Annotated in this window: 10 protein-coding genes; 2 read left to right on the top strand and 8 right to left on the bottom strand. The window is 74.9% G+C overall.

Going from position 1 to position 12,008, the window contains the following annotated elements; genetic code table 11:
- Window positions 1-75: 75 nt before the first annotated feature.
- Both ACFW3D_RS14500 and ACFW3D_RS14495 read right to left on the bottom strand, forming a co-directional pair.
- Window positions 76-150: a 50S ribosomal protein bL37 gene (locus tag ACFW3D_RS14500; protein WP_373297613.1), complete on the bottom strand. Its 75-nt coding sequence runs from the start codon at window positions 148-150 to the stop codon at window positions 76-78.
- A gap of 100 nt (window positions 151-250) precedes the next feature.
- Window positions 251-1,507 (bottom strand): FAD-binding protein, encoded by a 1,257-nt coding sequence (locus ACFW3D_RS14495; RefSeq protein WP_500504462.1) that lies wholly within the window; start codon window positions 1,505-1,507, stop codon window positions 251-253.
- A gap of 403 nt (window positions 1,508-1,910) precedes the next feature.
- Here ACFW3D_RS14495 and ACFW3D_RS14490 point away from each other — a divergent pair, with 403 nt between their 5' ends.
- Window positions 1,911-3,062, top strand: coding sequence for a glycoside hydrolase family 19 protein (locus tag ACFW3D_RS14490; RefSeq protein WP_500504461.1), 1,152 nt, complete (start codon window positions 1,911-1,913; stop codon window positions 3,060-3,062).
- Between the two features lie 51 nt (window positions 3,063-3,113).
- On the opposite strand, the gene ACFW3D_RS14485 is transcribed toward ACFW3D_RS14490, so the two are convergent.
- The 3 genes from ACFW3D_RS14485 to def all read right to left on the bottom strand — a co-directional run bounded on the left by ACFW3D_RS14485 (window position 3,114) and on the right by def (window position 6,198).
- Complete coding sequence (locus ACFW3D_RS14485; RefSeq protein ID WP_500504460.1) at window positions 3,114-4,610, bottom strand: RsmB/NOP family class I SAM-dependent RNA methyltransferase; 1,497 nt, start codon at window positions 4,608-4,610, stop codon at window positions 3,114-3,116.
- A 77-nt stretch (window positions 4,611-4,687) separates the two neighbouring features.
- Entirely contained in the window at window positions 4,688-5,620 is a 933-nt protein-coding gene (fmt, locus tag ACFW3D_RS14480; protein ID WP_500504459.1) for a methionyl-tRNA formyltransferase, read from the bottom strand.
- A 32-nt stretch (window positions 5,621-5,652) separates the two neighbouring features.
- The gene (def, locus tag ACFW3D_RS14475) at window positions 5,653-6,198 is read right to left on the bottom strand and encodes a peptide deformylase (RefSeq protein WP_500504458.1); all 546 of its coding nucleotides are present in this window, start codon (window positions 6,196-6,198) and stop codon (window positions 5,653-5,655) included.
- 187 nt (window positions 6,199-6,385) lie between these two features.
- Here def and ACFW3D_RS14470 point away from each other — a divergent pair, with 187 nt between their 5' ends.
- On the top strand, window positions 6,386-6,886 hold the full coding sequence (locus ACFW3D_RS14470; RefSeq protein ID WP_500504457.1) for a hypothetical protein: 501 nt from the start codon (window positions 6,386-6,388) through the stop codon (window positions 6,884-6,886).
- Window positions 6,887-7,053: 167 nt separating this feature from the next.
- Here the strand turns inward: ACFW3D_RS14470 and ACFW3D_RS14465 are convergent, their stop codons facing one another.
- From ACFW3D_RS14465 to metK, 3 genes are all read right to left on the bottom strand, one after another.
- Entirely contained in the window at window positions 7,054-7,521 is a 468-nt protein-coding gene (locus tag ACFW3D_RS14465; protein WP_500504456.1) for a GNAT family N-acetyltransferase, read from the bottom strand.
- A 411-nt stretch (window positions 7,522-7,932) separates the two neighbouring features.
- Window positions 7,933-10,080: a primosomal protein N' gene (locus ACFW3D_RS14460; RefSeq protein ID WP_500504455.1), complete on the bottom strand. Its 2,148-nt coding sequence runs from the start codon at window positions 10,078-10,080 to the stop codon at window positions 7,933-7,935.
- A 593-nt stretch (window positions 10,081-10,673) separates the two neighbouring features.
- Complete coding sequence (metK, locus tag ACFW3D_RS14455; RefSeq protein WP_500504454.1) at window positions 10,674-11,882, bottom strand: methionine adenosyltransferase; 1,209 nt, start codon at window positions 11,880-11,882, stop codon at window positions 10,674-10,676.
- Window positions 11,883-12,008 lie beyond the last annotated feature (126 nt).

The following is a 12,008-nucleotide window of genomic DNA, read 5'->3' as shown; positions in this document are numbered from 1 at the left end:
TTTCTGTTCGCCCCCCCCAGGCCAGGGGTTCCGCGCGCGGCGCGGGGGCGGGGGTCCCCCGCGGCACGGCGGGTGTCACGCGTTGGGACGCTTGCCGTGGTTGGCGCCCTTCTTCTTCCGGGCGCGCCGCTTGTTGCCTCGCTTGGACATGATGCCCAACTCTCTCGTTACGGGACATTCCGACCGCGGTCAGTCTATGACCGCCCCCGACGGGCGGCACGTCAGCGGCGGTCGGGGCGCGCACGCCGGGTCAGTCGGGGAAGTGCTGCCGCATGAAGGCGTTACGGAAGACCCCGGAGGGGTCGAGCCGGGCGGTGAGCACCCGGAAGTCGTCGTAACACGGGTAGAGCTCGCGCAGCTCGGCGGGTGACGGGGTGAAGAGCTTGCCCCAGTGCGGGCGGGCGGAGAAGGGGCGCAGCGCCTCCTCGACGACCTGGACCGAGCGCGCCACCGCCGCGGCGTCCGGGGTCCAGGTGAAGTGGAAGGCGACGCTGTCCCGGGCGTACGCGGGGCTGAGCCACAGGGAGTCGGCCGCCACGGTGCGGATCTCGCCGATCAGCACCTCGGACGAGAATCGCTCCCGCACCCGCCACAGGGCGTCGAACGCCGCCACGGCGTCGCGCCGGTCGACGAAGAACTCCGACTGGATCTCCTCGCCGCTGCTCGGGGTGAACTCCAGGCGGAAGTGCGGCAGCCGCGCGTACCACGGGCCGGCGAGACCTTGCTGCGGTGTGCAGTGCGTACCGGGCATGCCCGGGATGGGGTGCCGCGGCCCGTCGGCCGCGGTGGCCCCGAACCACGTCCGCGGTGCGGGCGCCGCGCCGTCGGTGTCGACCCGCTCCTTGAGCCAGACCTGGTCGGCCGCACGGTCACGCCAGCGGGTGAAGACCGACACGCTGTACCCGGCGGACATCACCGCGTCGAAGTTCTCCCGGAGCTCCTCCCCCGGCATGTCCTCGTAGACGGTCTGGCGCACGGCGAAGGCCGGGACGAGATCGAGGGTCAGGCGGGTCACGACGCCCAGGGCGCCCAGGGCGACGACGGAGCCTTCGAAGTCGGCGTCGCCGCGCCGGACCTCGGTGAGCTCGCCGTCGGCGGTGACCATGGTCAGCGCGCGGACCGCGCCGGCCAGGCTGCGCCGTCCGGTGCCCGAGCCGTGCGTGCCGGTGGCACACGCCCCGGCCACCGAGATGTGCGGCAGCGAGCCGAGGTTGTGCAGGGCCAGGCCCGCCTCGTCGATCGCGTGGACGATCTCGCCGAAGCGCAGTCCCGAACCGACCGTGGCGGTACGGGCGGTGCGGTCGACGTCGATCACCGCGGGCAGCCGCGCGGTCGAGACGTGCTCCCCGTCGGTGTCGGCGACGGTGCTGAAGGAGTGCCGGGTGCCGAGGGCGCGCACCCGCTGGGACCGGGCCACGATCTCCTGCAGCTCGGCGACGGACTCGGGGTGGTGGAGCGTTCGTGCGGTGAAGGCGACGTTGCCGCCCCAGTTGCTCTCCGCGGGCATCGCGGTCGTTCCTTCCTGTCCGGCCCCCGCCGGCGGCCGCCGCGCTGCGCGCGGCCTGCCGGTCCGGCGGTTCGGGGCCTGCCGTTCCAGGACGATTGTCGCCGCTGCGGGCGGGGCCGGAGGACGGGGGTGCGCCGTTGGGGCCGCGGGCGCCGGCCGCACCCCTTTGTTCAAGTATTGACGTGACCCCGTCACCCTGGCATGGTCTAGACCTAGCTGGGCTCAACGGGACGGTGCAGCAGGACAGTTCGCGCCGCCCCGGACACGACGCACGCCACGACGCATGCCGCGCCGTGCCCGGGCGTGACCTCCTCCGAACCACCCGCGCCCGCCGTGCCGAGCACCCCCGTGAAGCTCCCTCCCCCACGACCACGGCCCCGGGCCGGGTAAGGAGCGATTCCCCATGTCCACGTCCCTCGCCGGACGGCTTCCCACAGGACGTTCCGTCCTCGGCCCGTCAGCGGTGTTCGCCGTCCTCGCGGCACTCCTGGCCACGTTGTTCGTCGCGACGCCGACCGCCCGCGCGGCGGACGGCCAGATCAGCGGCCTGGCGGGCAAGTGCGTCGACGTCGCCGGTGCGAACAGCGCCAACGGCACCGCCGTACAGCTCTACGACTGCAACGGGACCAACGCCCAGCGCTGGTCCAACCCCGGCGACGGTACGCTGCGCGCGCTGGGCAAGTGTCTCGACGTCGTCGACCGCAGCACGGCCGACGGGGCCGCGGTCCAGCTGTGGGACTGCTCCGGAAGCGCCAACCAGCAGTGGGTCGTCACCGCGGCGCGCGACATCGTCAACCCCGCCGCCAACAAGTGCCTGGACGTCCGCGGCAACACCTCCGCCAACGCCACCCGGCTGCAGATCTGGACCTGCACCGGCGGGGCGAACCAGAAGTGGAACGCCCCCGCGAGCGGCGGTGGCGGCGGCACGAACCCGTCCGGATTCGTCGTCAGCGAGTCCCAGTTCAACCAGATGTTCCCGGGCCGCAACGGCTTCTACACCTACAGCGGCCTGGTCGCGGCGCTGAGCTCCTACCCGGGCTTCGCCAACTCCGGCAGCGACACCGTCAAGAAGCAGGAGGCCGCCGCCTTCCTCGCCAACGTCAGCCACGAGACCGGCGGACTGGTGTACGTGGTCGAGCAGAACACGGCCAACTACCCGCACTACTGCGACTGGGGCCAGCCCTACGGCTGCCCCGCCGGACAGGCCGCCTACTACGGCCGCGGCCCGATCCAGCTGAGCTGGAACTTCAACTACAAGGCCGCGGGCGACGCCCTCGGCATCGACCTCCTGGGCAACCCCTGGCGCGTGGAGCAGGACGCGGCCGTGGCCTGGCGCACGGGCCTGTGGTACTGGAACACCCAGAGCGGTCCCGGCACCATGACCCCGCACAACGCCATGGTGAACCAGGCCGGCTTCGGCCAGACCATCCGCTCCATCAACGGCTCCCTGGAGTGCGACGGCCGCAACCCGGCGCAGGTGCAGAGCCGCGTGAGCAAGTACCAGCAGTTCACGGGCATCCTCGGGGTCAGCCCGGGCGCCAACCTCTACTGCTGAGCCCCCGCCGCGCGGGTGCGGCCCGGAGGTCCGGGCCGCACCCGCGCGCGGTCATTCGCCGGTTCGGCGCAGCAGGGCGAGGTACATCGCGTCGGTGCCGTGCAGGTGCGGCCAGAGCTGGACGTCGGGGCCGTCGCCGAGGTCGGGGACCCCGGGCATGAGGGGGCGTGCGTCGACCCATTCGGCGGGGACGGCACCCGGACGGCCGAGGACGTCCTCGACGACGGCACGGGTCTCGGCAGGGTGCGGGGAGCAGGTCGCGTAGCCGACGACCCCGCCGACGCGCACCGCGCTCAGGGCGGACTCCAGCAGGCCTCGCTGCAGGGGCGCGAAGCCCGGGACGTCCTCGGCACGCCGACGCCAGCGGGCCTCGGGACGGCGGCGCAGGGCGCCGAGACCGGTGCAGGGCACGTCGACCAGGACGCGGTCGAAGGCCCCGGAGCGCCAGGCGGGACGGGTGCCGTCGGCGACGATCACCCCGAACGGCCCGGGGTTGCCCGCCAGGGCGCGGGCGACGAGCCGGGCCCGGTGCGGCTGCTTCTCGGAGGCGACCAGGGCCGCCCCGCGCTCCGCGGCGAGCGCGCCGAGCAGAGCCGCCTTGCCGCCGGGGCCGGCGCAGCCGTCCAGCCAGAGCCGGTCGGGGCCGTCGCCGAGCGGGGCGGCGGCCAGGGCGGCGGCGACGAGCTGGCTGCCCTCGTCCTGCACGCCGGCGCGGCCCTCGCGAACCGCCTCGACGGCCGCCGGGTCACCGCCCTCGGCGAGCCGGACGGCGTAGGGCGACCAGCGGCCGGGGAGGGTGCTGTCCTCCGGGAGCGCGTCGGCGAGTTCCTGCGGGGTGGCGCGGCCCGGGCGCGCGACGAGGGTGACCTCGGGACGCTCGTTGTCGGCCGCGAGCAGTTCCTCCATGCCCGCGCGGCCCCCGCCGAGGGCGTCCCACAGGGCCGAGACGATCCAGCGCGGGTGGGAGTGGACGACGGCGAGGTGGTCCTCGGGGTCCTCGTCGTAGGGCGGCGCCACCTCGTCCAGCCAGGCGTCCAGGTCCCGCGCGGCGATCCGGCGCAGCACCGCGTTGACGAACTTCGCCCGCCCGTCGCCGAGGACCACACGGGCCAGCTCGACGGTGGCGGAGACAGCGGCGTGGCTGGGGATGCGGGTGCCCAGCAGCTGGTGGGTGCCGAGCGACAGCACGTCCAGCACGGGCGGGTCGACCTCACGCAGCGGACGGTCGACGCAGGCCGCGATCACGGCGTCGTACGTGCCCTGCCGGCGCAGGGTGCCGTACACCAGCTCCGTGGCGAGGGCGGCGTCGCGCCGGCCGAACTCACGGCCCTTGCGCGCCGCCTCCGACTCGGCCTCCCGCAACAGCGCCGGCAGGACGAGGTTGGCGTACGCGTCCCGCTCGTCGACCGCACGCAGCGCCTCGAACGCCAGGATGCGCACGGGGTCGCGCTGGGGCTTGCGGTAGGGCCGGCCGCCCTGCGGGGGCCCTCCCTGGTTGCGGCCCTGGCGGGCGGCGGGACGCGGTCGGCGGCGTGACGGTTCGCTCACGTGGAAGGTGCTCCGGGAGTGTCGGTGGTACGGCGGGGCGCGGTGCGCCCCGCTTCGAGCCTACGTGGAGGGCGCGGTCAGGCGCCGAGCCGCTCCCCGGAGGGGACGCGGACGCCGCGTGCCCAGTCGGCCGCGGGCATCGGCTTCTTGCCCTGCGGACGCACTTCCCCGAGTTCCACGGCGTGGCTGCCGGTGCCCACGTACACGGCGCGCTTGGTGACCTCCAGTTCGCCGGGCGCCAGGTCGGTGCGCTCGGGCAGCAGGGTGACGGGGCCGACCTTGAGGCGTTCGCCGCCGAACACGGTCCAGGCGCCGGGCGCCGGGGTGCAGCCGCGGATCACGCGGTCCACCCGCAGGGCCGGGGCGGTCCAGTCGACGCGGGCGTCGTCGACGGTGATCTTGGGTGCCAGGCTGACGCCCTCACCTGGCTGCGGCCGGGCGACCAGCGCGCCGTCCTCGATGCCGTCCATGGTGGCGGCGAGCAGCTTCGCACCGCTGTGCGAGAGCCGGGTGAGCAGGTCGCCGCTGGTGTCGCGGGGGCGGACGTCCTCGGTGACGACGCCGTACACCGGACCGGAGTCCAGGCCCTCCTCGATGAGGAAGGTCGCGGCTCCGGTGACCTCGTCGCCCGCCATGACGGCGTGCTGCACCGGGGCGGCGCCGCGCCAGGCGGGAAGCAGGGAGAAGTGCAGGTTGACCCAGCCGTGGGCGGGCACGTCAAGAGCGACGCGGGGCAGCAGAGCGCCGTAGGCGACGACCGGGCAGCAGTCGGGGGCGATCTCGCGGAGCCGGGCCAGGAAGTCCTCGTCGCGGGGCCGGGCGGGCTTGAGGACCTCGATGCCGGCCTCCTCCGCGCGCTGGGCCACCGGGCTGGCGACGAGCTTGCGGCCGCGCCCCGCCGTGGCGTCCGGCCGGGTGACCACGGCGACGACCTCGTGCCGGCCGGAGGCGATCAGGGCGTCGAGGGCGGGAACGGCGACCTCGGGGGTGCCGGCGAAGACGAGCCTCATGCGTGCGGGATGCCTTTCTGCGGTGCGCGGCCCTACAGTGCGCGGCCGAACGTGCTGTGCGGGGAGACGCGGACCTGGGGCGCGGGCTGACCGGCCCACTCGGCCTCGCGTATCGCCTTCATCGCGGCCTTGCGCTGCTCGCGGTCGAGGCGGTCGATGAAGATGATGCCGTCGAGGTGGTCGGTCTCGTGCTGGATGCAGCGGGCGAGCAGTTGGGTGCCCTCGACGGTCACCGGGTCGCCGTACATGTTGAACCCCCTGGCGACGACCCCGTGGGCACGCTTGGTGTCGAAGCGCAGCCCGGGCAGGGACAGGCAGCCCTCGGGGCCGTCCTGCTCCTCCTCGCTCAGGCTGAGGTCCGGGTTGACCAGATGGCCCAGCTCACCGTCGACGTGGTAGGTGAACACCCGGAGCGAGACGCCGATCTGAGGCGCCGCCAGGCCTGCGCCCGGAGCGTCCTTCATGGTCTCCTCGAGGTCCTTGACGAGGGTGCGCAGCTCTTTGTCGAAGACGGTCACGGGCTGCGCCGTCATGCGCAGCACGGGGTCGCCGAAGAGGCGGATCGGCTGGATGGACACGCGGGGACTCCGTGGTCGGACGGTGACAGGGCAACCGCCCCAGTCTATGGGCCGACGGGGTGGGGGCGCGCACCCCTGCGCACGCCCCCCGAAGGGTGCGATGCGCCCCTGATGCGTGACTCCACGGGAGTCTGGCGCGTTGGTCAATGGAGTTTGACCCACAAGAGCCGGTTCGAGAGGCCAGTTGATGCCCGAACACGCAACTCATGACGCCCAGGCCAGGGCGAGCCTTCACCTGCTGGTGCGGGACATCGAGCGGGTCCGCCGACAGGTCGACGCGCTGCGCACCCTCACCACCCAGCTGGGCAACGTCTACCGTCCCCGCCGCGGCGGGCCGTCCGCGGGATTCGTGGTCTACGGCCGCGCCCCCGCCCCCACCGTCCGGCTCGCCCAGGAACTGCGGGACAGCGTCGAGACCCTGGTGACCGCGGCCGTCGAGTTCGACCGCTCCCTCGGCTTCAGCTGGGACGCCGTCGGCTCCGCGCTGGGCGTCACCAAGCAGGCCGTCCACCGGCGGTACGGCAACCGGCGCTCGGCACCGGCCGGGGCGGCCGCGCCGGAGGTGCACGGCGAGCCCCCGGCCCCGGCGGTCGTGCCCTCGGTGCCCGCGGCCCGCGCGATGCCCGCGCACGCCGCCGCCCGCGACGAGGCCGTCCCCGGCGCGGTCCCCTCCCCGCGCACGGGCTGATCCGGCGGCTCCCCGGGCACGCCCGCCCCGCCGCCCGCCACGCCGACAGGACGGCCGCCGGGGCGGGCGCTGACGGGCGCGTACGGGCACGGACGCACCGCGGTCAGGGCCGCCGGTGCGCCTCGGGCCCCAGGCCGGAACCGGACCGCAGCCCGAGCGGCAGCCGGCTACAACTCCAGCTCCCCCACGGTCTGGCCGCCGCTGGACTCCCCCGTCGGCCGGAAGCCCAGCCCCAGGTAGAAGCGTTCCGGGCCGCCCTCGCCGGGGTGCCAGGTGGTGGTGACCCGGGTGCCGCCCCGGCGGCGGACCTCCTCCACCACCGACTGGACGGCGTACCTTCCGTAGCCGCGGCCCTGCTCGCCGGCAGCGATGGCGAGGCGCCACAGACCCGAGCGGAGGTCGGTACCGCTTCCGTCGCCCGCGAAGTCGATGTCGAAGAAGGCCATGAGGAAGCCGACGGCCCGGTCGTCGTCGACGATCAGCCGGGGCCAGGCCGTCTCCCCGTACGCGTAGGCCTCCGCGAGGGACTTCACGACCGGGGCCACCAGGTGTTCCTGGTCCGGGCGGACCTTCAGGGCGATCGCGGCGTCGACGTTGTCCGGGGTGATCTTCTCCAGTCGGAGCGTGCTGGTCATACCCGGAACCCTAGGCCGGGGCGTCAAGCGCTTTTCCCCGTCCGCGGCATCCGCTTCCAGCGCCCGCCATCGCGCGAGCCGGACTCGGGCGACTTCAGCGCGGCGGCCCACGCAGCGGCACGCGCTCCGCTCACGACGTGGACCTGACCGGGTACGACGGCACCGCGGCAGCGACCCCGGGGCGGGCACCCCGGGCGGCACCCGCTCCCCACGCCCACACGGTGGGACGTCCCTCGAACGTCAGGACCGCTCGGAGCCGAGGATCGGCTCTCCCGCCTGCACCCGAAGCCGGTCCCCACCCGGACCCGGCCGGCCGCGGATGATGCGGGCGGCCCCACGGACCCAACGTGCCGCCAGCGCCCGGAGAGCCCCCTCCCTGCCGACTTCCGCCGCGGGTCCCCGTCCGGGGCGCTAGCCGATGTCCGGCGGGTCGATGCGGACCCGGACCGGGTCGGGCTCCTTGCGGGCGATGCGCGCGGTCTGCGCGGACTTCAGGGCGGCCGCCAGGGCGGCGCCGTTGCCCGGCGGCACGCGCAGCAGCACGCGTTCCCAGCGCTCGCCGGGCGGGGTGTCCCCGGAGCGGCGGGGCCGCGCGGGGTCGGTGATCGGCAGCGGCACCGGGCCGAGGACGTCGGTGCCCTCCGGGAGCCGGACCGTGGCCAGCAGGTCGGCGACAGCGGCGGGACGCCCGCTGACCGCGGCCATCCGGGAGACCGGGGGGAAGCCCAGTTCGGCGCGTTCGGCCAGTTCGCGCACGGCGTGGCCGACCGGGTCCCAGCGGACGAGGGCCTGCACGGGCCGCAGCGTGGGCTCCGCGAGGACGACCACGGTGCCGCCCTCGCCGGCCGGCCGCACCAGGGCCGCCGCAGCGGCCCAGCGGCGCAGGGTCTCCTCCCCGGCCCGCAGGTCCGGGCGGTTGAGCAGGGCCCAGCCGTCCAGCAGCAGCGCAGCCGCATAGCCGCCCTCGGCGACCGGTTCCGCGCCGGGGGTAGAGATCACCAGCGCGGGCGTGCCCGGCACGGAGGCCAGCACCCCGTCCCGCCCGGAGGTCCGCACCGGCACCTTGGGGAAGGCCCGGCCCAGTTCGTCGGCGGTGCGCCGGGCACCGACCACCTGGGCGCGCAACCGGAAACCACCGCACTCCTTGCAGTGCCAGCCCGCCTCGGGCCGTCCGCACCAGCCGCAGTGCGGCGCGCTCTCCCCGTCGCCGAGCTGCAGCGGCCCCGCGCAGTGCGCACACCGGGCGGGCTCGCGGCAGCGCTCGCAGGCCAGCCGCGGTACGTAGCCCCGCCGGGGCACCTGCACCAGCACCGGGCCGCGCTGCAGCGCGTCCCGCGTCACCTGCCAGGCCACCGACGGCAGCCGTGCCGCGCGCGCGGCGGCGTCCCTTGCCTCGTCGCCGTCGCCGACCGTGCGGACCAGGGGCGCGGCGGCCCGCACCCGCTCGCGCGGTGCGGTCAGCGGCAGTGCCCACTGGGTGTCGACCAGTTGGGCGGCCTCCACGGTGCAGGTGAGGCCGCCGAGCAGGAAGCCCGCCCGTTCCTCGGCGGCCCGCAGCAGCAGCACGTCGCGGGCGTGCGGCTGCGGCGCGTGCTGCTCGGCGTGGCTGGAGTCGCCGTCGTCCCAGAGCACGGCGAGTCCGAGGTCCGCCACCGGCGCGAACATCGCGGCCCGGGTGCCGACGACGGCACGTACGCTGCCCCGGCTCACCGCGAGCCAGCGGCGGTACCGCTCCTCCGGCCCGGCATCGGCGGTCAGCAGCACATGGCGGCCCTCCCCGATGACGGCGGTCAGCGCCTCGTCGACGCGGGCGGCGGCGCGGCCGTCCGGCACGACGGCCAGCGCTCCGCGCCCCGAGGCGAGCGCCGCCGCCATGGCGCGGGCGATCTCCTCGGGCCAGTACGGCCCGGGCAGCGCCGTCCACACCGCCCGTGGGGTGTCCCCGCGCGCCAGCGCCTGCAGGAACGCGGGCCCCGTCGGATAGCGTGCCCAGGGCCCGGGCTCGGGCGGGTGGGGTGCCGGGAGCGGATCGCGTACCGGCTCCGCCTCGACCTTGGCCCGGCGCGGCGGCACCGCGAGCTGCACGATGTCGGCGAGGGCGCCCGCGTAGCGGTCGGCGACGGCGCGGCACAGCCGGAGCAGACCGGGGGTCAGCACCTCCTCGGGCGACAGGACCTGGGCGAGCGGTGCGAGGGGGCCGCGGTAGTCGCTCTCGGTCAGCCGGTCGACGATGAAGCCGTCGTGCAGTTCGCCGCCCTCGCGGCGGCCGCCCTTGCCCACCCGGCCGCCGAACCGCACGCGGACGCGCACGCCGGGCCGCGCCTCGGCGTCCATGGCGGCGGGGACCGCGTAATCGAAGTACTGGTCGAGGTGGAGCAGGCCCTTGTCGACCAGGACGCGGGCCACCGGCAGCCCTTCGGCCAGCGCCGCGCCCCGCCAGGTCCGCGGCTTGGCGCGGGGCTCCTTGGCCTTGCGCACCGTCTCCCGGATGAGCGCGAGCTGCTCTCCCCCGTGCGGCTCCGCCGCCGGGGACACCTGTCGGTCGTCCTCGCTGCTCACAGCCTCAGTGTTACCAGACGCGTCGGACACCCGGCCCCGCCCCGGCTGCCGGGCGGCTCCGCCGACTCGCGGCGCTCTCCCCGCGCGACCGCGTCGCCGGGGGTTCGTACCGGTGGCTCCGCCGGGCCTGGACGGCCCTCCGCATCAAAGCGGCGGCACGCAAGCGGAGTCCGCGGACGGCCCGGTAGGGTCACGGCCCCTTGCCGTGGCGCACGCCCGTCCCGCCCGCTGCGGACCGAGCGCCGTCGTCGCCCCCGCCCAGCGGCGGCGCGTCGAGACGGCGGAGGAACCGCCGCACGCGGAAGCGAGACCTCGGGGAGCCGGCGGCGACCCCGGGCGCCCAGCCCCGTGCCTCGGGGGGCCGGATGCGTCGCGGGCCCTTGCGCGGCCCACGCCCTCCGTACCCGCTGCGGACACCGCATGGAGCCCCGTCGCCCCGCGGTGCGGTGCCGCACGGCTGCCGCCGCCGTCGGCACAGCGATGCCGCCCGCCGTCGCCGGACGCCCCGCTTCCCGGATTCCGCGCCCCGCGCACGCCGACGGCCCCGGACCGCGCGGGTCCGGGGCCGTCGTCAGGCCATGGATACGGTGGGCCTAGATGCCGGCCGCCTGGCGCAGCGCCTCGACGCGGTCGGTGCGTTCCCAGGTGAAGTCCGGCAGCTCACGGCCGAAGTGGCCGTACGCCGCGGTCTGGGCGTAGATCGGGCGGAGCAGGTCGAGGTCGCGGATGATCGCGGCCGGGCGGAGGTCGAAGACCTGGCCGATGGCCTGCTCGATCTTCTCGTGGTCCACGGTGTGGGTGCCGAAGGTCTCCACGAACAGGCCGACGGGCTCGGCCTTGCCGATCGCGTAGGCGACCTGGACCTCGCAGCGCGAGGCGAGGCCCGCGGCGACGACGTTCTTGGCGACCCAGCGCATGGCGTAGGCGGCGGAGCGGTCGACCTTGGACGGGTCCTTGCCGGAGAACGCGCCGCCGCCGTGGCGGGCCATGCCGCCGTAGGTGTCGATGATGATCTTGCGACCGGTGAGGCCGGCGTCACCCATCGGGCCGCCGATCTCGAAGCGCCCGGTCGGGTTGACCAGCAGCCGGTAGCCGTCGGTGTCGATCTTGATGCCGTCGTCGAGCAGCGCCTTCAGCTCCGGCTCCACGACGAACTCGCGGATGTCGGGCGCGAGCAGCGACTCGAGGTCGATGTCGCTGGCGTGCTGCGAGGAGACGACGACGGTGTCGAGGCGCACGGCCTTGTCGTCGTTGTACTCGATGGTGACCTGGGTCTTGCCGTCGGGCCGCAGGTAGGGGATGGTCCCGTTCTTGCGGACCTCGGTGAGCCGCCGGGAGAGCCGGTGCGCCAGCGTGATCGGGAGCGGCATCAGCTCGGGGGTCTCGTCGCAGGCGTAGCCGAACATCAGGCCCTGGTCGCCCGCGCCCTGCCGGTCGAGTTCGTCGTCATCGCCCTCGACCCGGCTCTCGTAGGCCGTGTCGACACCCTGCGCGATGTCCGGGGACTGCGCACCGATGGAGACCGAGACACCGCAGGAAGCGCCGTCGAAGCCCTTCTTCGACGAGTCGTAGCCGATGTCGAGGATCTTGTTCCGCACCAGGGTCGCGATGTCCGCGTACCCCTTGGTCGTGACCTCTCCGGCGACGTGCACCAGACCGGTGGTGATCAACGTCTCGACGGCGACGCGCGAGGAGGGGTCCTCCTTGAGCAGGGCGTCGAGGATCGTGTCGCTGATCTGGTCAGCGATCTTGTCGGGGTGGCCCTCGGTCACGGACTCCGAGGTGAACAGGCGGCGGGACACATCGCTCCCTGGGGTTGCAGCGGCTGCTGGCTGATCGTTGGCGGCTCGCGCGGGGCTGCGCCCGGCGGGCCATGGGTCAGTTTATCGTCCGACTCATGCGCAGGGACACGGCATCTCGCACCTTGG

Source organism: Streptomyces sp. NPDC058864, from assembly GCF_042742985.1.
Classification (GTDB): domain Bacteria; phylum Actinomycetota; class Actinomycetes; order Streptomycetales; family Streptomycetaceae; genus Actinacidiphila.
The sequence above is the reverse complement of the archived record's forward strand: the minus strand, read 5'-3'. Positions and strand labels throughout refer to the sequence as shown.